A 25,370-nucleotide genomic window follows, 5' to 3' on the forward strand; every position below is an offset into this window, starting at 1 on the left:
TTATCCATCCGCCAAATCACGAAACCATAAAGTCCAAATATCAGAGCAACGCTGTTAATCGTCAAAAGATGATGTTGTTCTATCCAATGAAGCTCATTGATGTTTGATTCCACTAAATAAAATAATGTTTTCCCTACCAATAATCCAATGAACATCCAACAAAAGACCTGAACCCAGCAGCTCTGATTGATCATCCGATGATCACTCTCTCCTTCGGATAATGGAATTTTTCATTTATTGTTTTTCCTCTTATTAAGAATAAGAACGAAAAGATCCCGATCCTTCCTATGAACATGAGCGCAATGATGATCACTTTTCCGATCGTACTGAGGTCAGCGGTAATGCCCATGGAAAGTCCGGTCGTTCCGAATGCGGACATGACTTCGAATATGATTTCCATGATACTGAATTCAGGCTCGAAATAAATCATTGCCAGGATAGCAGAGAAACATATGAAAAAAGCTGTCGCGATGACAATGAAGGATCTGAGAATATCTTCAGGATGCACTTCCCGTCCAAATACCTTGATGGTGCTTCTCCCTTTTGCGAAAAAGTAAATACTCAGGATCATGATCGCAAAGGTGGTTGTCCGAATCCCTCCGCCCACACTGCTCGGCGAGGCTCCGATGAACATGAGTCCGCTCATGAACATTAATGTAGGATTCGTAAATTCACTGACATCCATGGTCGCAAGTCCCCCATTCCTTGTAGAAACGGACTGAAACAATGAGTAGAAAAGGGACTCATGCCAGGATTTATCACTGAAATAATGATTCTTTTCAAAAAGCAGGATGAACAATGTTCCAAGTACGATTAAGAGAAAGAATGTGAGCGTCGTAAGCTTGGTGAACAAGGTAAACCGATAAGGCGTTTCTCCCTTATGGGAAATCCATTCCTTCAATTCGATCAGTACAGGAAACCCGATCGCCCCCAGAATGAGCAGGATAATATTGATCGTCTGCACAAAGTAATCATTTGCAAACGGAATGAGGGAAGTACCCGTAATATCAAATCCGGCATTTGTCGTGGCACTGACCGAAGCGAAAAAACCTTGGATGAACGCTTCTTCCCAAGTCGGATAATAGCCTATAAAATAGACACCAAGTATAAGGGCCCCGATGAGCTCAATGGCCAGCACAATGATAAGGATCTGCCTCATCAGCTTGACCAGCCCTGAAAAAGACGATCTGTTTTGATCCGTCATGATCAGCTGCCGGTCCTTCAGGCCAATCCGTTTACCAAACAGGATCCATATAAACGTTCCAAGCGTCATAATCCCGATTCCGCCGAATTGCAGAATGAAAGCCAGAATAAAGTATCCGGTCACACTAAATGTCTCGGAAGTAGGCACAACGGTCAAACCAGTCACACTTATGGCACTCACAGCCGTAAATAAAGCATCAATGAAAGACCAATGCATGTCCGGCTTATGGGCAATAGGCAGGCTCAATAAAGTAGTAGAGATAATGGCAGCGACCGTATAAAATAACACAATCAGTTGAACAGAAGTAAGTCTGTTAATAAATCTTCCATAGCTATTTTTAAGTTCCAATGTTTCACACAACCTTGTTTCCAGATGGATTAAGTATACCAAATCGAACAACTCAGGAACACTTTACATGATAAGATATTATTTTAAGCACTTCAGTGTTGGGCATGTCCGTCTTTGGAGACATGATAATGCCCAAAAAGCTCCGAGCTAATTAAACGACCAAAGTTTAAGCTTACCCCAAATTAAAAAACAGGCCCTCTTTAAAAGAAAGCCCGTCCTGCCCTCAATTCAATTTAATCGGTGAATCCATATTTACGCCATCCCGATAAGATCGATGGGAAACGAATTTCTTCCCGTTTGAATACCCGTCCAGTTGTAAAATACGTTCACCCCTGGTTTCCAAATAGAGCTGATAATTTTCCGTATCCAGTTTATAAAAGGTATAGTCGCTTCCAAGTAAATTCTTTCTGATCTCCCGGGTATCAGGGTGCTGCTGAATAAACTCAGCCAATTCCGGCACAGTAGAATTTGGAATATCAGCGATGGAATAGAACCTCTCCTTCACATTGTCTTTCAGCGTATGCATTGCATGCATCGCCCTGTCCTTCCACTCACTTCCGTGTAACTCCATAAGACCCCTCCTCATTTCTTGTTATTATGAAGAGTCTCCAATATTGCATAATAAATTCCCCGCTGAGGAAACCGGTCAGTGTTTCATTTTAATTTCTAAAGGGAAAATTGAGCATATTATCGATAGGAGGTGTTTTGGATGGCTGACAAAAAGAAAGAAGATCGCACATTAAAAAACGAAGAGAAAAATGATCGAAACAATGAGAATGCCAAGGCAGCGGCAACTCTTAAACAGGAGACCCCGAGGATTAATACGGAGAATCTTTAATGGTGGTTGAATTTGCGATTGGGGACCTGCCTTCAGTGTGACTCTACCCTTTTGAATAGAGATTTTTCGACAAGTTGCTTGAAAAACGGGGAAAGTGGCTCGTATTTTTATAATGTGGCTCGTAAATGTTGAAAGTGGCTCGTATTTTTCAAAAGTGGACCGTAAATGCTGAAGAGTGGACCGTATTTTTGATTTCAGGGGACCTGGACAACTTGGGACGGCTTAAATTCTGCTTTATTACCCTGAACCCAGCAGAGCACATTCATTTTTTTAAAAAAGAGGTGGAACCACCCCCGAAAAAAGAGGGACGGATCCCTCAAGAGAGACCCGTCCCAATCCATATACATTTATTTAAACCACCGAAGGCTCTACTTTCTCCTCTCCAGCTTCATCCACAACAGCAGATCCGACGATATCGCCCATCACATTCGATGCCGTTCCGCCCATGCCGATGAGGGCATCGACTCCGGCAATAAGTGCGACAATCTCCAGCGGTAAACCGAACATCGTCAAGACGGCTGATAATGTGACGAGCCCCGCAGCCGGGACTCCCGAAGTTCCGATTGAAAGAAGTGTCCCGACCAGAACGATCATCAACAGATCAGAGACTGAAAGCTGTAAGTTTGTCACGTTTGCCGCGAATACGATCGAGACACCCATGCGCAATGCCCCGCCGTCTGAATTGAAGATGGCGCCGAGCGGAAGGGCAAAGTTTGCCGCCTTATCGGAGACCCCTGCTTTTTTGGCTGACTGAATCGCAACCGGCAAAGACGCAATGCTGCTCGAGGTGAAAAAGGCTGTGCTATACGCTTCTTTCGTTCTCTTGAAGAATGAGAGAACCGGCTGCCCGGACCACTTCAAGAAGCCTGCATACACAACGATCCAAAGGAGGATGATCCCTGCGTAAAAGACCCCAACGAACCCGGCGAGAGATTGAATCGTTTCCCATCCCTGCTGGCCGAAAGTGGCTGCACTTATGGCAAAAACACCGAACGGCGCGTAAACAAGGACTCCTTTCAGGAGGATGTAGAACATCTCATTGAAGGCTGCAAACACCTTATCAAGGAGATTCCCGTACTCCTTCATACTCTTATCTGCAGAAAACTTCATCCACGAAATCGCAATCCCCATGATTACGGCCAAAAACATGATTGCAAGGGTGTCTCCCCCTGCAAAAGCCTGAAACAGATTATCCGGGATGATCTGAAGCAGAACATCCGAGAAGTGAGGTGTTTTCGGCTCTTCCACCTGAGCGTCCGGCAGCGACAAATTCATCCCCGGATTGAACCAGAAGGCCAACCCAAGACCGATGAACACAGCAGCAGCCGTCGTGGCTGTATAATAGAGGATCAGCTTCCAGCCCATCCTGCCAAGCTGGGTGACACTCATCTTGTTCACCGCCTGCACCACCGTAAGGAAGATGACCGGAATCGCAATCAAACTGAGTAGATGGATCAGCACGGTTCCGAACGGCTTCAGGACTTCAGCATCTGCCTTGAAAATCAGACCGGCGGCAATCCCGAGAAGGAATCCGGCAGACATCTTCAAAACAAACGGCACTTTCATATATTGCTCCCATATGTATTTCATTTTTATCTACGCCCTTACAAGTTTTTTAGAGACTTATTATATCACTATTTGTGGGAGAGGGACGGGTTTGATTGTGCTTTGGGGTTAATTGGGGATGATTCACATCCACTTTTTACGGTCGATCCAGAACTGCAGGTCCGATTTTTTAGGATTGGTCCTTTTTTTCTTGTTAGTGAATCGTCCCCATTCTCCAGAGTCGAGGGTTCGACTCCAGCGCCAATCCAATATACCTGTCTCGATGAGCACGAACCAAAGATTTTTCGACAAGTTGCATGGAAAAAGGGAAAAATGGAATGTATTTTTAAAATGCTGCACGTAAATGTGGAAAGTGGTTCGTATTTTCTAAAAGTCGCACGAAAATCCGGAAAGTGGTTCGTATTCTCTAATTACCTGGGTTCCACATAGCCGGAAAGGTTCATATGCTTACATTTTCAGATTGAATTTTACGGTTAACGGAAACTTTTAGAGGTTATCGTTGATTTTTTCTTATAAAATGAAAAAAGCAGAGCGGAAAAATGCCCAACCCTACTCTTCTCTTAACATCGAATACTTCCGATACGCTTTATAGAAGCTGCTGCCAAATAGCACAACAAAAAGTGCAGGTATCAATTTCAACAGGACAAATGGAGTTTCGAATAAAAATGCCTTCCAAAACAATGAACCTTCCATATTCCATAGGCCGTCATGGTAGAATCCGGAATCCTTGTAAAGGATAAATGAATACGATAAAAAAAGCATACTTAACACAAATGAATAATCTTTCAGTCTTTTATAATAATACTTCTTTGATTGGCGGTCCGAGAAGATTTCAGTTTGACCATCAGCTTCTTTTTGCCAATACCGGATTCCACCAAGCCAGGGGCCTCTTAGATACTCCCAGCCGAAGTCTTCATAAATCTCTTTGTACTCTCTGAACTTTTTCTTTGATAAATAATCCTGGTAATCAAGCCGCATTACATATCTCTTGTCGCTTCGTTCAAAAGTGTAGAATCCCAGACCGCTAATCTCTGTACAGCGATAGCCTTTTTGTAATTGCTCATTCAGCCAGCGCTCCTCTTCTTCAATATCAAAGAACATTTTAAATTTCTTCATTTATTTCACTTCCTTCGTACAGGGATAAAATATGCAATAGCCTTTTCTGTTCCATTTCCAATACAGCGCTGCCTTCTGAAGTGATCTTATAGATTTTTTTCCTGCCCGATTCTCCAACAGACTCTATCCACCCGTGCTTATTCAAGTTATCAAGTGCACCGTATAATGTCCCGGCTGCTAAAATAACCGTTCCGTTACTCAACTTTTCGATCTTCTGCATGGCGGCATACCCATGGAGCGGCTCACGCAGAGCAAGTAAAATATAATGCATGGTTTCAGACAACGGTAATAATTTGTGTTTCACCTTTTCACCCTCTATTCAGTTCGACTATATAGTTCAACTTAATAATAAGATAATACAGTTCAACTGAATAGTCAATGGTATTTACAGAATTAGTAAAAGAAAAGATCTAATAACGGAAAGGCTGGGGCTGACGCATTCTAGGCTTGGCCTTTGTGCACGGGGGTTAAAGATTTATCGACAAGTGGCTTGTATTTTTCAAAAGCGGTCCGTAAATTTGAAAAGTGGCTCTTATATACGGAATGTGGATTGTATAACGATTTGGCATACCTGGCAGATTCAATGCCTGCTTTTCACGGCAAAATCCAGCAGTAAAGTGAAGGTTTTCGGTTTTCGATAAAAAAAAAGAGCAGGCGCCCCCGCTCTTTTTTATTCATTAACACGAAACCGACCAATTAATTGCTAGAAAACTCTTATCTACGAATGGTGTCTTATTGTTCTCCACGCAGGCATTTTTTGCAAAATTGAAAGAACCATAATTCAGTGCCGCAGCCAAAGTAATGCATGCTGCACAAACAAAAGAGAACCGATTGATCTTGTTTCGCACTGACATAGTTTGCCCTCCCCATTTATGTATATATTAGATTGGGTATGCTTCTGCACTCTTATGACCTCCGGCGTTGTCTATGATAAAATCCACCTTATCACTTGAAAGGAGCAGAGCGGGACCCGCCCCCACCCTACCCCTTATTTTCCTTTTTTACCACGAGAAAAAATTTTATTAAGAAAGGAGAAAATGTGTGGACTTTCGGTGGGTGCAGGGTCAGCTTGAACCTCTATGACTTCCCACGACCCATCTTTTTCAGCAGGGTCGGTTAAAAGATCTATATTAAAATGAAGGCAGTATGCGTACATATCATTGTAGTCAAAAATGCGGGAATCGTCTTCTCCCGTCCCGGCCTCACTGCCCACCATGATCTTCTCAAATGAAAGCGGCTCACCGTATTGATCTATACCTGCATACCCTTCACCAACATTGATCCTCCGTAAAAGATTCCCCTCCTGAAAGATGGTTAAATGATAGGTGTCAACCGTACTCTGCGCCAATGCATGAATAACCATTGTGTGGAAAAAAGAAGAAAGCCTGGACGTTAATTCCTCAAGCTGTTCATAGGAATCATGTAAAACCGTTACCCATCCATCATGCATCTCACATAAGGAAAAGTGTGTCGGGATTTCATTATGAAAGAACGAAAACGAAGAATTCTGCTTTGAGTGAACGGCGGGTATTATTCCATATTTATCCTCCAGCCAATTCACCAAAAAAGCTTTTACTTCATCTATCTCTACTGATTTAATGTGAAGTTGAAATATGTTTACTGACATAGGTTATCCCCTCTTTAAGCCATTCAGCTGTGGTCTGTATGTATGTCCTGCGCTGCTTTACTTGGTGCGCTTATCAAAGATTTGCTTTCACTATTGATACAAAAAAAGCTGAAAGCCTGCCCATCCAACCTTCAGCTAAAACCATTTACTCACATTCGTTACGTTCAAAATGTTCCCCTTGATTAGGCAGTCTGCCTTCGGGCGGTGTCCAAACGCTTTGGCAGATATTCTTTTCATCTACTACTGAATACGTATATGTCCATCCTTTTTCGTTTTCGAACTCCACCATCAAATGATAAGGGTTGTACTGCCTCCCGATTCGGCGGCTGATTTTCCATTCTTGACCGGGGTACTTTCTCTCAAGATAATGATTGAGTTGTTCTGTCTTCCTGGATACATGATAATCGATCCAAAAGGGTCGAAGGGCAAAGAATAACAGTATTAGTACAGTGGCAGACGATGCAGCAATGATACTCAATCTCCTTATCTTTGCCGGCAATAAAAAGGCTGTCACAAAAAGAAGAAAGATAAGAGCAGCAGACATTAACATCTCTATTACGGTTATTGGATGCACTGAAATCCCCCTGCCTGTATCTTTATCATCTGATCACCGTTCAGCGGTCCATCTAACACTGACAAACCATCAAATGATTCCCGTCCGGATCTCTAAAATTGAACCAGTTCCCTTCAATGCCGGTTGTGAGTTCTACGTTTTTGCTTTTCATGTATTCATAGGCTTCTTCGATATCATTGGTGTTGAAATGGAAAGGCGGTGCTTTATAGATCGTTTCCTCTGAATGGATTTTGCTGTCGAGTACGATATCCGTTCCGTTCATAGGCAGTATGTACAGGTGACCGAATAAAATCTCTCCATCTGCCGGTAATCCCAATATGTCACAATACCAGTCGCGTGCCCTTTCAATGTCACTCACAGGAATGAAGGCAGCTCCGATTTGATTCACGATTGGTTTTGACATCAACATTTCCCCCTTTGTTTTCCCCTTAAATTTCATTGGACTCACTACCAATTATTTCAAAATCAGGCAGCTAACTCAAGATAAATTTTACCCTGTTAAGCGTCTATAAAAGAAAGACGATGCCCCCCTGAGTCATCGTCTCCCTATTACTCCTTCAGCTATTTATTCATCCCCCGCCGCGACCTCAACCGTAAATGGTTTCAACTCCTCAGAAGAGGCAAACGACGAGAATTCAAACTGGAGGACCGTATCTTCCAGATTAAAGTCCTGTATTTTGTTATCCCCATTCAAGTCGAATGTGGATTGGTAATGAGCAGTCGCTTGATCGACCACTTTCACTTTATTTAAAGTAATCCCATGATTTTTAGGCGGAAACGGATTGTCCGGATCTATTTTTGATACGTAATCTTTATCAACCAGCCAGAAGGCATATCCCAGATTATGCTTGGTGACTTCCTGTTTATGATCACTAATGTTCTCCGGTAGCCCGGTGAGTTGATAATCCACGACTACTTGATCGCCCTTCTGTTCAACATCATTGACCTGAAGCCCTAAACCAAGGCGCTCGCTTTTTAATGTGAATGACTTCTTATCCAGCAGCTGTTCTTCTCTTGGAGCTGTTATACTAATCTCCGGATAAAACGTCAGGGAAGTGATGCCGGCCTTCAGCTTGGTCATTTCTGTCCGGACGGTATTATGGTATCCCTCTTCTTGTTCCGACTCCGAGAGTATCGTTTGGTTGCCAAACCGATACACATTCCCTTTCTCATCCACCGCTTTTGAAATCCTGATGTCATCATACTTATATTGCTGCGTGGTTTCATACACAAGGGAAGACGACTCTTTTGCGGTGAGAATCTCTTTGATCCTGATGCTGGTCCCCATGTCCGGATACTCCTGCCCTTGATCAATCGCAACCGTACGATTCACATCCTGCCTGACCGGTATATCGAAGTTCCATTCTCCCTGGATTCCGTTGATATTGTGGATTGTTACGGGAAGAGTGAAATTCTCATTGAATGTTTCATGAGGATAATTCATTTTCCATTGAAAGTGGTACCCGCTCTCTACTTTCCTTATGTCGTTTGACTTTCCGTTCAGCCAGGGATCATTGTCCCCTTTATTGTTTTCAAAATTCACGTCAAAGCTGACTTCGCCTTCTTCGTTCCGCCCATTCTCAACCCCGTCGTCCACAAATCCGGTGATGGACACGATACTTCCATCAAAGTAAGCGCTTGTCAGTTTGACCGTCACGCCATTTTTCGTAACAGCCTGATTCAGTTCGGTCACGGCATCCTGACTGGCGAGATCCACACCCATCTGATCATTGAATTCTTGAAAAATCCCCCCGATTAACGGTGCATTGGCCAGGACATTATTCATGGCAGGACTGACAAATCCGGAAGCTAAGGTAAGTCCAAGGACAGCGGCAGCAGATACAGCACCGGCCAGTATCTTCTTTTTCGTTCCATGACCACTACCCGCATCCCGGTTGATCCCTTTGGAAATGGCGTTGTACACTTTTTCTTTTGGCACCGGTATTTGTTCAACTGCCTCATTAAGTTTCTTATTATCCATGGGATCTCTCCTCCTCTTTTTCATAAACCTTTTTTAACTCGGCTTTCCCTCTGCTTAAGTAGGTCTTTACGGTATTCTCCGGGATGTCCATTACCCGGCTGATCGTCTTGATCGAATAATCATGATAATAGAATAGGATGATGGCGGTACGGTGATTGTGTTTCAGCTGCCCGATGGCATGCCACAGCTCTGAGGCCGCTTCAATGTCCGGAGTTGATTCATCCGCCACATTGGACAAATACTCATCATTCATCGGCACCACTTTGCCCCGTTTTCTGATCACATCCACCGCACAGTTGATTACGATCCTTGTCAGCCAGGTCAGGAAATACTCCGGATGTTTCAACGTACGGATCGATTTATAAGCCTGGTAGGCTGCTTCCTGCACGGCATCCAACGCATCTTCTTCGTTGTGTACATACAGATAAGCAGTCCTGTAGATTTGTTCATAATGCTGCTGAACTAACTTTTCAAAAGCATTCTTGTTTCCTTTGATTGCTTTTTTAACTAAACGTTCGTTTTCAATTTGCACCTGATTTTGCCCCCCTTTGCTTATTAGTGGCACCTATTCATAATAAAAGTTTCAAATTTATGTATTTTTCTTGAAAAGCATATCATGTATGTCGATTTCTACGTTCAAATAATAGAGTTTTGGGGGCAGTGTTAACCCTCACAGCTCCGGCAGTATCGGGGACGGTTTTTTCCTGCTTATTCAGGGCGTGCCCCACTCCCACTCTCACCAGGCTCTCCCCAAGATTTTTCGACAAGTTTGTTGATAAACAGGAAAAGTGGAATGTATTTTTTAATTGTTGCACGTAAATGAGGAAAGTGGATTGCATTTTTTAAAAGTGGCACGTAAATGCATGAAAGTGGAATGTAATTTTAGTTTCCGCCGATTTTGGGTAACCGGCGGCGGTGCTTCTGCTCCTTTTATCGGGGATCAACGCACGTAGTGAACCATTTTTTAAGATATTGACCCTTTTCTCTTGTAAATAACGCTCCCTCTCTACTATTTTCACAAAATCCAACAATTCGATATTCCCACTCTTCATCATTAGGTCTATAATACTATATTGTAACAGGAATATTTTAACAGGTGAGGCAGCCGGCTCTGCAAAAATTTTTACAGACTTTAAGAATACCTCGCCCTGCTCCTCAGTAAAATGATTCTTGTGGCTATTCGTTTAGGTTAACCGGGGAGAAAGTTTTTTCATTATGTACATAAAGAACCGTCCCTGCTCTGCCAAAGTAAAGGAGGATGATCTACGCCTCAAGACCTAGGAAAATATTGGCCTGGAGGAGGCTGTGAATCAGACAGCAATGCAGTACCTTTATAAAGAAGGAAAAATAAACCATAAGTATCAGGGGGGAAACACATGCAAGCTTTAATAAACTGGGGGTTTCGCAATAAGGCAGCCATGGGCCTTTTGGTCGTCATCACATTGATTATCGGTATCATCAGCTATTTCCGTCTGCCCATGGAATTTTTGCCTGAAGCGGACAATCCGCAAGTGACGGTCGTCACCCTGGCGCAAGGGTATGACGCCGGTTCCATGACAACGAATGTCACAGAACCCGTGGAGCAGGCGGTCACATCGATTTCAGGAAAAACATCGATCCTGTCCACGACCGGGGAAGGATATTCCCAGGTTACACTCAACTTTGATTCGAAAACCGACATGAAAGAAGCCAAGAATAAAGTCGAGGATGCGATCAAAGGAATCCGTCTTCCCGAAGGAGTGGGAGAGCCGCTGATCTCGCAGCTGAATACTTCCATGATACCAATCGGTCAGGTGTCGGTGACATTTGATGAAGGATTGACGAAAGAAAATCTTGATCTTGCCAACGATGAGTTCAGACCGTTGTTCGAGAAGCAATCCGGCCTCTCACAGGTCACCTTCGCCGGGGAAAACAGCCCGCGTATCCAAATCAATCTTGACCACGACAAGCTGAAAGAGTTTCAAATCCCGGTCAACGCGGTGATGGGCGTGCTCCAGGGGCAGGATGTTTCAGCCTCAGCCGGCAGCACCACCATCGATGGTCAAAAGAGTACCATCAACGTCACGGATAATCTGACTTCCGTTGACGCACTGAAGAACCTGCCTGTTCCGATGCAGGTCCCGAATGCGCCTGCAGTCAAACTGAAGGACATCGCAACCGTTGAAAAAGTGAAGCCTGAAGACATCATCACCCGGGTAAACGGGAAAGAAGCGCTCGCCGTTGTCCTTTTTAAAGAAAGTGATGCCAGTGCAGTCACGGCAGGAGAACAAGTGACAGAAACGGTTGATAAAATCAACAGCGATTATGAAGGGGTCGAAGCCACCGCCCTGTTCACAACGGGTGAAATGGTGGAGAACTCGGTGAACAGCATGGTGCGGGAAGTGGCCCTGGGTGCACTGTTCGCAACACTGGTCATTCTTCTGTTCCTAAGAAAATTCAAGCCGACGCTCGTAACCGCCGTCTCCATCCCATTATCGCTCTGCATTACGCTTTTCCTGCTCTGGTTATCCGGAGTCACATTGAACATCCTTACGCTCGGCGGAGTGGCTGTGGCGGTCGGACGCCTGGTCGATGACAGCATCGTCGTCGTTGAAAACATCTTCCGGCGCAGTCAGAATGCAAAGATCACGAAGCAGAATGTGCTGCAATCCACCATGGAGGTTTCGCGTGCAATCACGTCGTCCACGCTCATTACCGTGGCGGTATTCCTGCCGATGGGACTCGTCAACGGCTCGCTGAAAGCATTCCTGCTTCCATTCGGATTGACAGTGACGTACTCGCTGCTCGCTTCCCTGCTTGTAGCCTTGACCGTCGTGCCATTGCTAAGCCGAGGCATGTTGAAAAACACAACCTTGCCAAGCCACCGCACACCGCACCGTTATGTGAACGTACTGCGATGGTCCTTAAATCATAAATTCGTTCCAATCCTTTTGGCCATTCTTGTGTTCGGGGGATCGATTGCCCTTTACATCACACTGCCGAAAGCAGCAACCAATGCAAATGATGCTTCATTTGTCGCTGTCACAATGGAATTCCCGAGTGATGCACCGCAAGACACCATAAAGCAGCGCATGACAGACTTCGAAGACAAAATTTCTAAGTTTGAAGGGTACGACCATCTGATCACCCAGTACGGTTCAAGCGAAGAAAATGCCCAATACGGAGCCGTAAGTGATTCAGACACCGTATTTTATACCGTTATCATGAAGGAAGATGGGGATGCTGAATCCTTCATTGAACAGGTGAATGAAGCGAAAAAAGATGAGAAGGATGTGACCATCACCGCGTCACCGTCGTCCATCTTCGGGGGATCATCCAACTCAAGCATCACCTACGACGTCGTCGGAAATGACACGGATGAACTTCTGGCCACTTCAAAAACGCTGATGGATAAAATCAGCGATGTGGACGGAGTAAAGAAAGTCTCAAGCAACCAGGAGAAAACGTCACCCGTCTTCACGGTGAACGTCAACACGGAAAAAGCGAATGCCCAGCAAACGGCCATGCAGATCCGCTCCTTGCTGAATCCGCAGCCGATCGGGGCCATTAACCTGGATGACGCACCAACTCCTGTGTTCCTGGACGCCGGCGTCAATCCGGATACCTTGTCCGATTTGAAGGATTTAACAATCGCAACAAGTTCAGGCATCCAGCCGCTTACCGACGTTGCTTCCATCACGGAAGAAGAGAAACCAAGCACCGTCCTTCATAAAGATGGTGACTTATATGTCCGGGTAACAGCCGAGGTTGAACCGGAAGAGCTGTCGGTCATTTCGAAAAATATTGCGACGGAAATTAAGGATATCGACCTTCCGAAAGGCGTCTCCCTGGATACCGGCGGAGCAGCCGCTCAGCAGGCGGATGACTTCAAGGATCTCGGGTTGACCATGCTTGCTTCCATCCTGATCGTCTACCTGATCATGGTCCTGACCTTTAAGACATTGAAAGCACCGCTTGCCATTTTGATTACGCTGCCGCTCGCCTCCATCGGGGCCGTCCTCGGACTGCTCATCGCAAGGGTGCCTGCAGATGCAACAGCCCTCATCGGAGCGCTGATGCTGATCGGTATCGTCGTCACGAACGCCATCGTCCTGATCGACCGCGTCAAGCAGAACGAAGAAACGATGATCATCCGCGACGCGATTCTCGAAGCATGCGGCACCCGGCTTCGCCCAGTCGTCATGACGGCGGTTGCCACCATCTGCGCCATGCTTCCGCTTCTATTCGGCCACACCGAAGATGGAAGTCTCGTATCGAAATCGCTTGCTGTTGTCGTCATCGGCGGGCTGGCAGGAGCCACCGTGCTGACTTTGGTTGTCGTTCCTGTGTTCTACGAATTGCTTTATTTCAGGAAATCGAAACGCCAGCGTGCTCAGCAGTTGGAGGTTGGAGAAAAGATCGCTCAATAGAATATAGATTTGGTTTGAAGGCCCCCGAAGTGTTTCGGCGGCTTGATTTTTTGGTTGAGGAAGTTGTGGTTTTGCCGCGGGGATATAGTGCCTGGGTTGATTAAGGACGGTTTATCTTCTGCTTTTAACAGTTATCGGGTGTTGATTGGAGACGGTTCCACCCTATTTTTAACGCAGAGTAACTGGCTCCTCTCCCAATGCTGACTCAAAGATTTTTCGACAAGTTGCTTGAAAAACAGGAAAGTGGAATGTATTTTTTAAATGTTGCACGTAAATTTGAAAAGTGGATTGTATTTTCTAAACGTGGCACGTAAATCCTGAAAGTGGAATGTATCTTTAATCGGTTGTAGATTCTGCATACCCGGAGCCGCTTATATGCCTTCTTTCAAAAAAGAATTCAACGATACATTGTAAATTTACGTTGATGATTCCCATTTTTAAGTTGAAAAAAGATAAAAGCAGAGCGGGAACCATCCCCGCCCTCCTCCAGAACAACAAAGGGACTCCCTGCTCGTGGAGTCCCTGTTTTCGTATGCAGATGTATGAAAAACGTCGCTCACATCCCTCTCTACTTCCATTATACTATGAATAAAAAATTCTTTACAGACTGCATTTTCTCCTTATACTCCCCTATACTATTAGATACAAATCCAAAGAAGAGGTGTATCAGTATGGATACCGAAAAAGCTGTGTTAGATAAAGGTCCGTTCTTTCATGGTACAAAAGCAGCGCTGAAAATTGGAGATCTCTTAGTACCACAATACAAATCGAACTACCAAGACAAAAAGTCGAATTATATCTATTTCACGGCCACATTGGATGCGGCTAAATGGGGTGCTGAATTGGCGGCCACAGAGTCAAAAGAAAGAATTTACATCGTCGAACCAACGGGTGAATTCGAAAATGACCCGAACGTAACCGATAAAAGATTCCCCGGGAACCCGACCCGTTCTTACAGGTCCAAATCAGCATTGAAAATAACAGCTGAATTAAGTGAGTGGGAAAGACATTCCGATGAAGAAATAAACCATATGCTCGCTTCACTGAAACAATTGCGTGAAGAGGGAAAAGCGGTTATATACGATTAAGTCAGTGCACAGTCCTACCCTGCTTTTCGGTGGATGGTGCATTGTCCCGACGAAAGAGTCGGAACCTTTCCCGCTTTAAGCAGCAAGGATACAGTCCCCACGTACTATAATTACATCCCGTTTGCTCAATAAAAAAGCCGCATCCATTAAGATGCGGTACCCTATTTCAACTAATTAAACTCGCCCTTTTATAAACCGCTAATTATTTTCTGCATCTTGATCCGTTAAAAGAGAAAAGGAGAACGTGAATCATTCCTGCCCAACTCTCAGGCTATTAGTCACCTTCCCCTGAAGCCCTCCAGAAAGATATCCAATTCTGCTTGAATTGCTACATTTCCCCTTTCACAGATTATTCTCCTTTGAATAAACAGTGCTAAGTTCCCGTAAGTCCACCTTGAATATGACAACCTCCCTAAACATATCTATTTGAATGGAATGTTCAATAAAGGAGGAGGATTTGATGACGAATCCATTCGTGGCAAGATCACTGGATGAAATAAGGTTTTGGTCCAGGATAATGAAAGAGCATGCATTATTTTTAAGTTTGGGTTTTACCTATGAGCAGTCACAGCTCATTGAAGAGGCTAAACAGTTTATAACGATGTTTGAAAGGATAGAAGAAAAGTTATCCAGATTTACGATTAACTCGGGCTTGCGTGAGGTCCAGGCATTCAATAGAGAGGTTTATCAAGCGGCTGCAGCAATATGGAGCTATAAACGAAAAGTTTTAGATTTAACCCTGAGGTGTGAAATCCGGCATAACAATTTTCCATTGTTAATTGACCACATAAGCAGGGAAGCAGCTTACTTCGCCAATCGATTAAAGGAGCTAAATGAAGGGAGGCTGGCACCTACACCAGACGACGTAATTAAAGAAAATGTTTTCTTTTTAAAAATTATGGCTGACCATGCTAAGTTCATCGGCCATCTATTAGATCCTTCAGAGAGGCAATTGGTTGAACAGGCCAGGGAATTCAGCCATGATTTTGATCAACTGGTGTTTCAGGCTGTTGATTTAGACTCCATGCGTCCTCAATCAGAGACCGAACCAATGTTGGATCAGTTCTTGGACCAAAACAGAGTATCAGTGGTTTCGTTACGTGATTTTAAGAAAACAGCAAGAGAATTAATTGAGGCTTGTCGTATAAAGAGCAATATTCATCCCCTTTTAGCTGATCACACATTCAGAGAGGCAGAGAGATTCTTGCAAATCATTGATTTGTTTGAGGGAAACCTTGAAGGGAATCATAAGTAAGCTTCAACTACTGATCTATGATCGGTTGTAAAACTTTCATTTTTTCTTCAGCCATACGCCTAATCCATTATTGGTAGCCGGGGACCGTTCTTCCCTTACTTTAGGGATCCGTCCCCCACTCTATTCTGGCCCGATGACCCAAATATTTTTCGACAAGCAGGTTGATAAACAGAAAATGTGGAATGTATTTTTTAAAGGAAAATGAAGTAAGTGGATCGTATTTTTCAAAAGTGGCACGTAAATGCAGGAAAGTTGCTCGTATTCTTGATCTAGAAGAGATTTGGCCAACCCGGGCCCGTATTTCTCCTGCTTTTCAAAGTGAATCCAGCCTCCCAGTAACCACTTTAAATCCCATGGACCTTTTTTTCTTATAAAATAAGAAAAGCAGAGCGGGAACCGTCCCCGACTCTACTCCCCAAGCACCCTCTCCAAAAACCACCCCAAATTCTGCTCCATCACAGCCCTATTTACCCCCGGCTGCTCAGAACTATAAGCCATCCCCTTAAACACGACCAACTCCGTCTCCACGCCCATATCCTTCAATCCCCGATACAGCTCATACGAATTGGTTACCGGAACCCTCGCATCCACTTCGCCGTGCTGGATCAAAGTGGGCGTGCAGGCAGATTTGATATAGGTCATGGGTGAGGTTTTCTCATAAATCTCCTGGTCATTCCATGGATTATTTCCAAGATGCATCCTGATGAACCAAGGGATATCAGTGTTGGCATAATGGTGGCGCCAATTCGTGATCCCGCCGCCGACTGACGCGGCCTTGAAGCGGTCACTATAGATGGAACAGAAGGCTGAAATGAATCCGCCCTGGCTCCATCCCATTACCCCAACCCGTTCCTTATCGGCAATTCCCTTGTCAACAAGGGCATCCACCCCGGATATGATATCGTCGCAGTCCCCGAGTCCCAGGTGTCGATAGTTCGCTTTTAAAAATTCATTGCCATAACCGGAACTTCCCCTGTAGTTAGGTTCCAGCACGATAAAGCCTTTTTCAATAAAGGTTTCAACCGGATACTTATCATTGAAACAGCCTGAATGGATCGGGAAGGATGCCCACGCCGGACCGCCATGGATGAGAACCAATAAAGGATAGTTCCTATCCTCATCAAACGCTGCCGGGGTTGTTAATACTCCCCCTATTTCAAGACCATCATGACTTTTCCACGAGATGACTTCCCTATCACTTTTAAGCCTGCTGTTGAAAAAGCTGTTTTCATCTGTTATCTTTTTATCGTCCACATAGACTTCAAACGTTTCATTCGGCAGTGCCTTGATAAAAGATAGATGCTTTCCATCGGCAGTCACGGATGCACCCAGTATAAAACCATCCCTGCTGACCATTTCTACCGTGCCGTCCTCGGATAGCAGCCCCATGCAAACATTCGTCTTATCCTGCCATTTAATCAAAATTCCTTTTCTTGTCCAACGTAATGGAACAACCGTACTATCACTATCAGTTAAAGGCTGCGTCCGATGCCCCGTATGAAGATCGAATATCTCCAGGGTGCTGTCCTGAATGCGGGTTCTATAATACTCCTTCTCCCGGATGCTTGCTGCGTAACATAGTTTGCTGCCATCGGGCGAAAAGCACACGCCCCCTCCCAGCAGCTTATCGACATTCAGCTTTTCCAGCCCGCCGGCTTCAATATCCAATATGTAAAAATCCCGTTTAAAATAATCACCCATATCCGGGCTTGGTGCCGCCAGCAACACAGCCTTTTTTCCGTCACTTGAAACATCAAATTCATGAATATGAAAATCCTTACCGTCCGTTAGTGGATGTGCCGCGCCATTTTCACTAGTATCCTTGTAATATAGACAATGATTCCGGTATTCCTTGCCTGCATAATGGAAGTCCCCATAGATCTCCCTGCGTTTCTTTATATCCTGGGATTCATTTGATGGGGCCATATAATAAAATCCCTTGCCGGCTGGATCCCACTTGAATGCACTTACTCCTTCTTCCTCATCCGTCACCTGAACCCTGCTGTCACCATCCAATGACTCTGCAAAAATTTGATTTCCCCCATCAGCCGAGCGGAGGTATGCAAGATTCCGAGAGTCCGGCGACCATAATGGGGACGTACCCTCTATTAACTCGCGGGGGTCTCCGTTGTTATTTTCAAAGATCCATATGTGATTCTTATATGCATTGTCGTTCCAGTCAGCTGTACGTTTGACGAATGCGGTGTTTTTGCCGTCGTCGCTTATGTTGGGGCTTGATATGGTTGGCAGTGAGATGAGGTCTTTTATGGTTGGATATGTTTGTTCGGCCATTTTCATTTATGAAACTCCTACTTTTTTATTGTCATTCCACATTAATTACAAAAGGGATTTCCTCCCCATGGTAATATCCCTTAAGGTTCGTTATTTTGATTCCAAGAAATGTTGTACAACCTCTACAAACTTCTCTGTCTCCTCCAAGTCAGGAAAGTGTGCACTCTTTTCAAATAATGCCATGGTACTGTTTCTTAGTTTCTTGTGTATGATTTTAGAAATGGGTATGCCTGTATTTCGATCGAATACTCCTGTAATAATCAGCGTTTCATGTTTGATTTCCCCCAGGCGAGGGATTAAGGGACTGTCTGATAGGTTGGATGTGAGGGCATTCATCATTAAACCTGTATTGGTTAATTTACTTTCTTCCCATAACGCTCTGTTTTTACTTGCCACATCTTGATTCTCAAATAACAATAAATCGACAGTCTCTGAGTCCACCAGAGCCCATACCTGGTTATAAATCTCATCCAAAGCCAATCCTTCTTGATGAAGCAAAGAAATTTTCTCATATAAGGATGGATCGGCTATGGACATAAAGCCCGTTAGTTGCACCATCTTTTGAATATCCGTATTCATTAAACTCGGTGCCGACAAAATCATTTGGTTTATCTCTTCAGGGATCGCACTTGAAAATTCCAGGGCTAACTCCCCGCCGAAAGAGTATCCAAGCAAATCTACCTTTTCTGCACCCAGCCAACTCTTTAATTCTCTAAAATCACGAATCAGGAAATCAATGGTATAATCCTCATCCGCCCCTGGCTTTTGGGACCTGCCGCAACCACGCTGTTCATAATAAATGACAGTCCTTGTCTGCGATAAAAATGGCCCGGCAGTTCTTTCAAAAACATAGTGATTACCGCCTGGTCCACCGTGGATAATAACTAGTGGTAATGTGCCATTTTCACTTCCCTCTATTTTCACCCAGTGATCAATTCCATTTAAATTTACGGTGAACTCCCCATTCGTTACGTTCATAAGTACGTTTCTCCTTTTTCAGCTTTCTTAACTGTCCCCATACTTCCTTGCTTCATCCATAAACATTAAGTCCAATAACCCGATTATCATTTTCATTAACCATAAGAATGATTTTCTTTGCAAAGGTACTCATTGATTGTAATGTCACTGACTCTCTCAAGGAATCTTCCAGTAACCACCCTGACGGCATAAATGTTAATAATCCCTTACTCTCAAAGAATGAAGACCTGAGAAATCCGCTTATATCTTCCATCCCATCAAGTACCTTTTGTTGAATCTTATCTTGATTCACTAAATAATACTTTACCTTTCTAGGATATGGGGATATATTAAATTCTACGTCTCTATACAAATCCGGCACGATCGGGTGAATATCCGCTGAAAGCAAGTCAGATAACCTTTTCCGGGACTCTTTTTTCAAAAATCTCACATTTATTTCTATTAATTCTTTATCAGTGTAGATCTCTTTAACTTCTAGAAAATGTGGCACAATCTCATTTTGAACAATCTTTAAAGCATGACGATTTGGAACAGGAAATGATGCTAAGAAATCCTGTTGGAAAATAACATTTACCGAAGCGAATAGTTGAAAAATGGGGCTCATTTTATCTAATGAGGTATTCGATTGAATCCTTTTTAATCGTAACTCCCCCGATTCATCCTTATAAGGATATTCAGGCTCTTCAATTTCTTTAAGCCATTCATACACAGCCATTCACCTCGATTCATTCCCTTTACTACCAATTATTTCAAACCACCACCAAGAACTCAATCTATTTTTCCAAACAAAAAAGCTTATCCCACCCAGGATAAGCCCCGTCACCTCAATAACTCCTGAACATGATCAGAAAAATGATCCCTAATTATCACAAGTTCCTCCTTAGTAAATGTACAATCATCATTTTTACCCGAATAACAATCGTTCACCTTTTTAATCGTCACCCTAAACTCTTCCGGCAAATTTATTACTCCCCATTCACCTGCTTCCTGCTTTGAAGAAATGACACCTTCTTTTAAGTACCAGAAAACCCGAATCATATTGAGCGTACAATAAATGGGATCTTCCTCGATGTTTTCAAGACAGTCATGAAAATCTCCTACTATTGACGAGATATAATCAGACCGGGGAACCACCGGGAAGACTTCATGTATCGGCCTGCCTGCGATACAAATCCCCTTCGTACCGCTCTCTCCAAAACTCACTAAAATGAAAATCAAATTCACAAGGATGCTGCCATTCTTTTAATTGTCCCTTATGCAGGAAGCTTATTTCAATGGGGCAGGGGTCATTGGAAGACAAAAGCAGGAGCTTTGCCAGTCTCCTTTTCATTTCAACCCGGATCGGCTGGTCCGTGACGATCACTATATCAATATCACTGGTATGAGGGTTGAAGCCCCCCATTGCTAAAGAACCGTGTAAATAGAATCCTATCAGCTCAGCGTCTAGTATGTTGGTAATCTCTTTTTGAAGGTGAGTAATAGTATTTTTCACATCAGTTGCACACGTATCACATTTAAAGTTCATTTAATATTCCTCATTTCGCTCGTATGATGCTTTTTCACCCCTCCTTATATTTCCTAACCACCGTTACTAAAATCGCAGCCAACAAAACAACTAGACTATTGATCAACAAATAAAATCCCACCTGCAATCCATAGAAAATGGCAAAAGCATCACGAATCATAACCAGTGCCAATACACCGCTGAACCCTCCGAATACAACCGAAAACAGCAAGATTGTAAAAGCAGCGGAATACAGGCTCTTTTCTTTTTTAAAGGAAAGAAACCCAATGATATTTGCCGAGACAATAAACACCCCTATAAGAATCAAGAAAAAAGTCGTCATTATATTCTCCCTTTAAATGAATTAAATAACCGCCTTCTTTATTAGACGGGGAATACTGTAAGCAGGGTTCCAGCTCTTTTCTTAAAATTCTTTATTTATATTTTACCAAAATAGTAAGTTTTATCATCAATAATCTTGTTACAACGGTTTACGAGGGACGGTTCTTCCCCTGCTTTTCACTATGAACGCAGAGTGATAGGATCCTCACGAAATGGTGTTCTAAAGATTTTTCGACAAGTGGGTTGATAAATAGAAAAAGTGGAATGTATTTTTCAAATGTTGCACGTAAATTTGGAAAGTGGCACGTATTTTTCAAAGGTGGCTTGAAAATCCTGAAAAGTGGTTTGTATTTTAATCGTGGAGCGATTTTGGATAACTCAAGACGGAAAATACTACTAATTTTCATGAAATATCCGGGCGTCCAGTTAGATTTAAACCAAAAAGATTCCTTTTTTCATATAAAAAAGCAGGAAGCGCATCAAACATTCCGGTTTCATTAGAAGGATATATCTGGATATGTTAAAATAATCCATACGCGCATTTTTAACAAAAGATTGGAGCTGTAACAATGAATAAAAGATTAGTAGTATCGGCCCTTTCCGCTATGTTACTCATGGGAATGTCGGCCTGCAGTCAATCCCCCGATGAGGATGCGGCCGAACAGCCGGAATCCGATGCGATCTCAGCAAGCACAGAGGATTCTTCAAAACCGGATGACTCATCTGCAGAAAGTACAACGTCCAGTGATGAAAATGAGGAGGATCAGCCGAACGAGTCTTCCTCTGAAAACAGCAGCACGGAAAGTTCAGACCAGGAGGTTACGGTCACAAAAGTTGAAGGAAAACAAGCATACGCAGAAAAGCTGGACAACATCCAAAAAGAACTCGATGCCCTTCCATATAAAAAGGATTCCGATAAAGGGGTCACCAATGCGATGAAAAACTATTACGGGGTCGCATACGAAAAATATGACGGCGCCTTGAATGAAATCTATGCCCTCTTGAAAAAAGAGCTCTCCCCAGAGGTCATGGCCGAATTAAAGGCCGAACAACTGGAATGGATCAAGGAAAAGGAAGAAAAAGCAGAGAAAGAACGGCTGAAGTATGAAGGCGGCACGTTTGAATATGTGGCGTGGTACATCTCTCTGTACGAGTCTACGAAGGACCGGTGTTATGAATTGGTGGAGGAGTATATGAGGGATTAATTGGGGATTTTTATCATTGAGGGACGGTTCACACAAGAGAACCGCCCCTCTTCCTCAATCATGGCTCCTGCCCTTATAACTTTTACAGCCCCCTAAATCTCAGGCTGGTATCCTCGTTTTCTTTCCACTATAATGGTAAAAAGGAGGTTAGAAAAATGGAGAAGCAAATCATGAACATGTTAAACGATATTCAGCGTAACATAAAAGAGCTTGACAGTAATGTGAAAGAACTTGAAAGTAACATGAAAGAGTTAAGAACTGACGTGCAAGCGGATATGAGAGAGTTTAGAACTGACTTACAATCGGATATGAAAGAGTTGAGAACTGACGTACAGGCAGAAATGCAAGAGTTTAGAACTGACTTACAAGCGGACATGAAAGAGTTAAGATCTGACGTACAGGCGGAAATGCAAGAGTTGAAATCTGACGTACAAGCCGACATGATGACGTTAAGAACTGACGTACAATCGAACATGAAAGAGTTAAGATCTGACGTAAAAGCGGACATGATGACGTTAAGTACTGATGTAAAAGACATTAAAGAAACAGTCAATCGAATTGAAGCCTCACAAACAGAAGATGTCATCGCGATGTTAAAAGTTGGCGCCCAACGCTCGGAAACGGACTTTCGTTACCTCAATACAAGAATTACAGACATCGATAAGCGGGTCTTCACCCTGGAAAATCGCCCCGAAAGTTAACCTGCATCATCAGAGTCAAACGTTTGAGCGATTGGCCAGAACCAATCTTCCGTATACCCTCATCATGAACCTCAAATAGGTTCCTTCTAACTCAAAATTCTAATTTCTAACCTGAAAGCATAGGGGAAGGCTCTCCTGTTTCCAAAGCATGCATACCTTCCCCGTGTTTCAAACGTATCCCCTCGCATCTCACTTATACTCATGCCACCTGAAATCCTCCTGCCTGAACATATTGGTCCCCTTCGGATAGCCAAAGTAGTAGAGCTCCTTACCTTTTTCATCAAAGGCCGTGGCATTAAGTTTGTCTATCTGCTCGCTAAACGGAAACAAAAACGTAACACGCTCCCCTTTACTCACCTCCCTGCGTTCGACATGGGGCTCCACTCCCGCTTCGATATAGGCCACCTTCTCATCTTTTGACAACACACTCAAATAAGTAAGGGAATTTTCTTCGGTGGTAACGCTCATGCCTCCAATAAGCTGGAGAGGGTCAGAAGTATACGGGGTATAGGTGGAAGTATTACTTCTATATAAAAACCCTGACTTTTCAGCTAATACTGTCATATACTCCTCTTTCACATCACTTTTGAATAATAGAACCTCAGCCTCGCCAATCCCCTTTTGATCCACATATTCAAAGTCATCTGTCACGGCAGGATTACTTAGGGCGGCACTTTCCGGCGTGAACCGATAAGCACTCAACACAAATATGAATATGGCCACTCCAATTGACCCTGCTATCAATACAAGTCTTCTCATCCAATACCTCCTTTTCCTTTTTTTAACCTGCCAGCATGTGGATTCAACGCAAAAAAACTGTCCCCGCGTTCTTCCCAATCCCATCCCTATTCACAAATCGACTCTTTTGCTATACTTCAAGAATACCTTTTACAAAAATCCGAGGTGTTCTTCATGATTAATGCAACCGGCTGGGTGACCTTTTCCTATACCCCCAAGGCCGTCAAAAACTATAAACCAAAAGCAATTAAAACCATCAATTCTTTCAGTAAAAATGGCCATACATTCGACGTCCAATCCGTCTCACCCCCGTTCGACCGGGAAGGCGATATCGCCGTGCAGGTTAAATGCAACTTCGACATCAATATAAAAGAGCGATACGGATTCCGCGAAGGTGCCGATTACATCAGTGTCATTTCGGATGAACTGCAGCTGCTGCTGCCGATGGCCGGCGTGCCGATTACGCAGATTACGAATATTTATCGATTTTAGGGAGGGGGCTGCCCCCTAAAAAACGGCGCCTGCCCTCCTCTGGCCTGGCGCCTATATGAGTTGCCTTTCTAGAAAAACTCATACAACCCCTCATCAAAATAATGAAATTCTTCCTTTGTCACCCTATACCGCGTATATCCCTCATAAAAAGCCTGTACGTATTCTGCGTTACTTATAAATTTCCTTATTGCCAGGGACTCATCATATCGGGGATCACCCACTGTCATACCGGCTACATCAATAAACATCCGTACCTCTCCATCTACCACGAATACATTATTCCGCTGTGCAGTCACCATGTATCATCGTCTGGTTTACGGGAGACGGTCTGTCAGCCTTCAAATTCTCTAATAAAGATAAATTTCCGTCACACTGGCCATTTTCAGCATAGTATTGTGCTTTAAGAAGCTGGTCTTGTAACCAATCACCCTCGCTTTTGAAAATATCCAGTGGCTCTTTTTCATGAAATTCATGAAGAAATCGTCCAAAACTCCTGATCAACGATTTCCTTTCGGTTTCCGACGCTGCTTTGGTTAAAGCTGCCGTCAAGGACATCCCATCCTCAAATGACATGATCAGATGGTCACCGTCTTTTTCCTCTATAAAGCCATAGTATTCGGGAACTGATATTTCTGGATTTTCACTCAGTTTTTTTAAAACCTGAGCCTCTTCCTTCAACCACTCTCGATATTTTTCCTTAAAAGAGCTTTTGAGTAAATATGAACGATCCGATGTAAAAATCCTCCGCACCTTCGAGGTCCAGCCTTGTTCGTCCAATGTGTTGGTCTTATGTATGGAACCTGTTATTTTCTCTATCTTTTCTTGTAAACTCTGATTCATTTCATCTACATCTCCAATTTTTTCTTATCTAAATGAAAATATTTCGAAGGTACAAAACACCGTATAACAAAGCTCCGCCAACCAGAATGAGCAGTGCAACCATCACAAAACCATAGATAAAGCCTTTTCCCATTGCAAATAAGTCTAAAAACATGTTCTTCATTCCATTCACTATCGCCTTCATAGAACCCCCTCATTTCCGTAAATTTACTACTGAGTTGACCAGGGACTGCCTCTCAGAGTGATTCACCCTGATTCACCCGATTTTTCGA

At 43.6% G+C, this 25,370-nt stretch carries 27 protein-coding genes; 7 read left to right on the forward strand and 20 right to left on the reverse strand.

The genetic code is table 11. The annotated features are described in order from the left end of the window. Positions 1 to 190: 190 nt before the first annotated feature. A complete protein-coding gene (locus AS034_RS01450; protein WP_058298059.1) occupies positions 191 to 1,552 on the reverse strand; it encodes a TrkH family potassium uptake protein in 1,362 nt (453 codons plus the stop codon). 223 nt (positions 1,553 to 1,775) lie between these two features. Further along, complete coding sequence (locus AS034_RS01455) at positions 1,776 to 2,123, reverse strand: hypothetical protein (protein ID WP_058297213.1); 348 nt, start codon at positions 2,121 to 2,123, stop codon at positions 1,776 to 1,778. A gap of 138 nt (positions 2,124 to 2,261) precedes the next feature. Here AS034_RS01455 and AS034_RS23270 point away from each other — a divergent pair, with 138 nt between their 5' ends. Then, positions 2,262 to 2,390, forward strand: coding sequence for a hypothetical protein (locus tag AS034_RS23270; protein WP_272867392.1), 129 nt, complete (start codon positions 2,262 to 2,264; stop codon positions 2,388 to 2,390). Between the two features lie 351 nt (positions 2,391 to 2,741). Here the strand turns inward: AS034_RS23270 and AS034_RS01460 are convergent, their stop codons facing one another. The 8 genes from AS034_RS01460 to AS034_RS01495 form a co-directional block, all read right to left on the reverse strand. Further along, entirely contained in the window at positions 2,742 to 3,980 is a 1,239-nt protein-coding gene (locus tag AS034_RS01460) for a dicarboxylate/amino acid:cation symporter (protein WP_058297214.1), read from the reverse strand. 525 nt (positions 3,981 to 4,505) lie between these two features. Continuing rightward, positions 4,506 to 5,072, reverse strand: a complete 567-nt coding sequence (locus AS034_RS01465; protein ID WP_058297215.1) for a DUF2812 domain-containing protein — start codon at positions 5,070 to 5,072, stop codon at positions 4,506 to 4,508. Next, positions 5,059 to 5,376 (reverse strand): PadR family transcriptional regulator, encoded by a 318-nt coding sequence (locus AS034_RS01470; protein ID WP_058297216.1) that lies wholly within the window; start codon positions 5,374 to 5,376, stop codon positions 5,059 to 5,061. Before AS034_RS01470 ends, AS034_RS01465 begins: the two co-directional genes overlap by 14 nt. Before the next feature lie 684 nt (positions 5,377 to 6,060). Continuing rightward, on the reverse strand, positions 6,061 to 6,699 hold the full coding sequence (locus AS034_RS01475; protein WP_058297217.1) for a hypothetical protein: 639 nt from the start codon (positions 6,697 to 6,699) through the stop codon (positions 6,061 to 6,063). A gap of 145 nt (positions 6,700 to 6,844) precedes the next feature. Further along, positions 6,845 to 7,273: a hypothetical protein gene (locus tag AS034_RS01480; protein ID WP_058297218.1), complete on the reverse strand. Its 429-nt coding sequence runs from the start codon at positions 7,271 to 7,273 to the stop codon at positions 6,845 to 6,847. Between the two features lie 52 nt (positions 7,274 to 7,325). Beyond that, positions 7,326 to 7,676: a VOC family protein gene (locus tag AS034_RS01485; RefSeq protein WP_058297219.1), complete on the reverse strand. Its 351-nt coding sequence runs from the start codon at positions 7,674 to 7,676 to the stop codon at positions 7,326 to 7,328. A 162-nt stretch (positions 7,677 to 7,838) separates the two neighbouring features. Next, positions 7,839 to 9,254 (reverse strand): DUF4179 domain-containing protein, encoded by a 1,416-nt coding sequence (locus AS034_RS01490; RefSeq protein ID WP_058297220.1) that lies wholly within the window; start codon positions 9,252 to 9,254, stop codon positions 7,839 to 7,841. Continuing rightward, on the reverse strand, positions 9,247 to 9,786 hold the full coding sequence (locus tag AS034_RS01495; RefSeq protein ID WP_336433358.1) for a sigma-70 family RNA polymerase sigma factor: 540 nt from the start codon (positions 9,784 to 9,786) through the stop codon (positions 9,247 to 9,249). The genes AS034_RS01490 and AS034_RS01495 overlap by 8 nt, the downstream gene beginning before the upstream one ends. A gap of 844 nt (positions 9,787 to 10,630) precedes the next feature. Between AS034_RS01495 and AS034_RS01500 the strand changes: the two genes are divergently transcribed. The 3 genes from AS034_RS01500 (at position 10,631) to AS034_RS01510 (ending at position 16,006) form a co-directional block, all read left to right on the forward strand. Continuing rightward, entirely contained in the window at positions 10,631 to 13,663 is a 3,033-nt protein-coding gene (locus AS034_RS01500) for an efflux RND transporter permease subunit (RefSeq protein ID WP_058297221.1), read from the forward strand. A 671-nt stretch (positions 13,664 to 14,334) separates the two neighbouring features. Next, entirely contained in the window at positions 14,335 to 14,751 is a 417-nt protein-coding gene (gene arr, locus AS034_RS01505; RefSeq protein ID WP_032086031.1) for an NAD(+)--rifampin ADP-ribosyltransferase, read from the forward strand. A gap of 460 nt (positions 14,752 to 15,211) precedes the next feature. Beyond that, a complete protein-coding gene (locus tag AS034_RS01510) occupies positions 15,212 to 16,006 on the forward strand; it encodes a DUF2935 domain-containing protein (protein WP_058297222.1) in 795 nt (264 codons plus the stop codon). A 408-nt stretch (positions 16,007 to 16,414) separates the two neighbouring features. Here AS034_RS01510 and AS034_RS01515 read toward each other — a convergent pair whose 3' ends face one another. From AS034_RS01515 to AS034_RS01540, 6 genes are all read right to left on the reverse strand, one after another. Continuing rightward, a complete protein-coding gene (locus AS034_RS01515; protein WP_058297223.1) occupies positions 16,415 to 18,304 on the reverse strand; it encodes a S9 family peptidase in 1,890 nt (629 codons plus the stop codon). 84 nt (positions 18,305 to 18,388) lie between these two features. Beyond that, complete coding sequence (locus tag AS034_RS01520; protein ID WP_058297224.1) at positions 18,389 to 19,276, reverse strand: alpha/beta fold hydrolase; 888 nt, start codon at positions 19,274 to 19,276, stop codon at positions 18,389 to 18,391. A 52-nt stretch (positions 19,277 to 19,328) separates the two neighbouring features. After that, positions 19,329 to 19,985: a hypothetical protein gene (locus AS034_RS23075; RefSeq protein WP_244888119.1), complete on the reverse strand. Its 657-nt coding sequence runs from the start codon at positions 19,983 to 19,985 to the stop codon at positions 19,329 to 19,331. 110 nt (positions 19,986 to 20,095) lie between these two features. Beyond that, positions 20,096 to 20,500, reverse strand: coding sequence for a DUF4111 domain-containing protein (locus AS034_RS23080; RefSeq protein ID WP_336433359.1), 405 nt, complete (start codon positions 20,498 to 20,500; stop codon positions 20,096 to 20,098). Continuing rightward, positions 20,421 to 20,801 (reverse strand): nucleotidyltransferase domain-containing protein, encoded by a 381-nt coding sequence (locus AS034_RS23085; protein ID WP_058297226.1) that lies wholly within the window; start codon positions 20,799 to 20,801, stop codon positions 20,421 to 20,423. Before AS034_RS23085 ends, AS034_RS23080 begins: the two co-directional genes overlap by 80 nt. 34 nt (positions 20,802 to 20,835) lie before the next feature. Beyond that, entirely contained in the window at positions 20,836 to 21,123 is a 288-nt protein-coding gene (locus tag AS034_RS01540) for a hypothetical protein (RefSeq protein ID WP_058297227.1), read from the reverse strand. Between the two features lie 568 nt (positions 21,124 to 21,691). Here AS034_RS01540 and AS034_RS01550 point away from each other — a divergent pair. Together AS034_RS01550 and AS034_RS01555 are read left to right on the forward strand one after the other, a co-directional pair. Next, positions 21,692 to 22,327: a lysozyme inhibitor LprI family protein gene (locus AS034_RS01550; protein WP_058297229.1), complete on the forward strand. Its 636-nt coding sequence runs from the start codon at positions 21,692 to 21,694 to the stop codon at positions 22,325 to 22,327. A 155-nt stretch (positions 22,328 to 22,482) separates the two neighbouring features. Next, positions 22,483 to 23,028, forward strand: a complete 546-nt coding sequence (locus tag AS034_RS01555; RefSeq protein ID WP_058297230.1) for a hypothetical protein — start codon at positions 22,483 to 22,485, stop codon at positions 23,026 to 23,028. 189 nt (positions 23,029 to 23,217) lie between these two features. Here AS034_RS01555 and AS034_RS01560 read toward each other — a convergent pair whose 3' ends face one another. Then, on the reverse strand, positions 23,218 to 23,787 hold the full coding sequence (locus AS034_RS01560; protein ID WP_058297231.1) for a hypothetical protein: 570 nt from the start codon (positions 23,785 to 23,787) through the stop codon (positions 23,218 to 23,220). A gap of 153 nt (positions 23,788 to 23,940) precedes the next feature. Between AS034_RS01560 and AS034_RS01565 the strand changes: the two genes are divergently transcribed. Next, on the forward strand, positions 23,941 to 24,258 hold the full coding sequence (locus tag AS034_RS01565) for a hypothetical protein (RefSeq protein ID WP_058297232.1): 318 nt from the start codon (positions 23,941 to 23,943) through the stop codon (positions 24,256 to 24,258). A gap of 68 nt (positions 24,259 to 24,326) precedes the next feature. Here the strand turns inward: AS034_RS01565 and AS034_RS23090 are convergent, their stop codons facing one another. Genes AS034_RS23090 through AS034_RS22905 form a run of 3 tightly spaced genes read right to left on the reverse strand, consistent with a single transcriptional unit; the run spans position 24,327 to position 25,282 of the window. Further along, a complete protein-coding gene (locus AS034_RS23090) occupies positions 24,327 to 24,506 on the reverse strand; it encodes a hypothetical protein (protein WP_244888120.1) in 180 nt (59 codons plus the stop codon). A 28-nt stretch (positions 24,507 to 24,534) separates the two neighbouring features. Next, a complete protein-coding gene (locus AS034_RS01570) occupies positions 24,535 to 25,098 on the reverse strand; it encodes a phosphotransferase family protein (protein WP_244888121.1) in 564 nt (187 codons plus the stop codon). Positions 25,099 to 25,126: 28 nt separating this feature from the next. Further along, positions 25,127 to 25,282 (reverse strand): hypothetical protein, encoded by a 156-nt coding sequence (locus tag AS034_RS22905; protein ID WP_169792798.1) that lies wholly within the window; start codon positions 25,280 to 25,282, stop codon positions 25,127 to 25,129. Positions 25,283 to 25,370: the final 88 nt, after the last annotated feature.

The sequence above is a fragment of the [Bacillus] enclensis genome (assembly GCF_001456935.1).
Lineage (GTDB): Bacteria > Bacillota > Bacilli > Bacillales > Bacillaceae_B > Rossellomorea > Rossellomorea enclensis.

Bases quoted from the DNA above. Each gene is read 5' to 3' on its own strand.
- AS034_RS01455 (WP_058297213.1), bottom strand. From the start codon at position 2,123: ATGGAGTTACACGGAAGTGAGTGGAAGGACAGGGCGATGCATGCAATG.
- AS034_RS23270 (WP_272867392.1), top strand. From the start codon at position 2,262: ATGGCTGACAAAAAGAAAGAAGATCGCACATTAAAAAACGAAGAGAAA.
- AS034_RS01460 (WP_058297214.1), bottom strand. From the start codon at position 3,980: ATGAAATACATATGGGAGCAATATATGAAAGTGCCGTTTGTTTTGAAG.
- AS034_RS01465 (WP_058297215.1), bottom strand. From the start codon at position 5,072: ATGAAGAAATTTAAAATGTTCTTTGATATTGAAGAAGAGGAGCGCTGG.
- AS034_RS01475 (WP_058297217.1), bottom strand. From the start codon at position 6,699: ATGTCAGTAAACATATTTCAACTTCACATTAAATCAGTAGAGATAGAT.
- AS034_RS01485 (WP_058297219.1), bottom strand. From the start codon at position 7,676: ATGTCAAAACCAATCGTGAATCAAATCGGAGCTGCCTTCATTCCTGTG.
- AS034_RS01490 (WP_058297220.1), bottom strand. From the start codon at position 9,254: ATGGATAATAAGAAACTTAATGAGGCAGTTGAACAAATACCGGTGCCA.
- AS034_RS01500 (WP_058297221.1), top strand. From the start codon at position 10,631: ATGCAAGCTTTAATAAACTGGGGGTTTCGCAATAAGGCAGCCATGGGC.
- arr (WP_032086031.1), top strand. From the start codon at position 14,335: ATGGATACCGAAAAAGCTGTGTTAGATAAAGGTCCGTTCTTTCATGGT.
- AS034_RS01510 (WP_058297222.1), top strand. From the start codon at position 15,212: ATGACGAATCCATTCGTGGCAAGATCACTGGATGAAATAAGGTTTTGG.
- AS034_RS01515 (WP_058297223.1), bottom strand. From the start codon at position 18,304: ATGAAAATGGCCGAACAAACATATCCAACCATAAAAGACCTCATCTCA.
- AS034_RS01520 (WP_058297224.1), bottom strand. From the start codon at position 19,276: ATGAACGTAACGAATGGGGAGTTCACCGTAAATTTAAATGGAATTGAT.
- AS034_RS23085 (WP_058297226.1), bottom strand. From the start codon at position 20,801: ATGAACTTTAAATGTGATACGTGTGCAACTGATGTGAAAAATACTATT.
- AS034_RS01540 (WP_058297227.1), bottom strand. From the start codon at position 21,123: ATGACGACTTTTTTCTTGATTCTTATAGGGGTGTTTATTGTCTCGGCA.
- AS034_RS01550 (WP_058297229.1), top strand. From the start codon at position 21,692: ATGAATAAAAGATTAGTAGTATCGGCCCTTTCCGCTATGTTACTCATG.
- AS034_RS01555 (WP_058297230.1), top strand. From the start codon at position 22,483: ATGGAGAAGCAAATCATGAACATGTTAAACGATATTCAGCGTAACATA.
- AS034_RS01560 (WP_058297231.1), bottom strand. From the start codon at position 23,787: ATGAGAAGACTTGTATTGATAGCAGGGTCAATTGGAGTGGCCATATTC.
- AS034_RS01565 (WP_058297232.1), top strand. From the start codon at position 23,941: ATGATTAATGCAACCGGCTGGGTGACCTTTTCCTATACCCCCAAGGCC.
- AS034_RS23090 (WP_244888120.1), bottom strand. From the start codon at position 24,506: ATGTTTATTGATGTAGCCGGTATGACAGTGGGTGATCCCCGATATGAT.
- AS034_RS01570 (WP_244888121.1), bottom strand. From the start codon at position 25,098: ATGAATCAGAGTTTACAAGAAAAGATAGAGAAAATAACAGGTTCCATA.
- AS034_RS22905 (WP_169792798.1), bottom strand. From the start codon at position 25,282: ATGAAGGCGATAGTGAATGGAATGAAGAACATGTTTTTAGACTTATTT.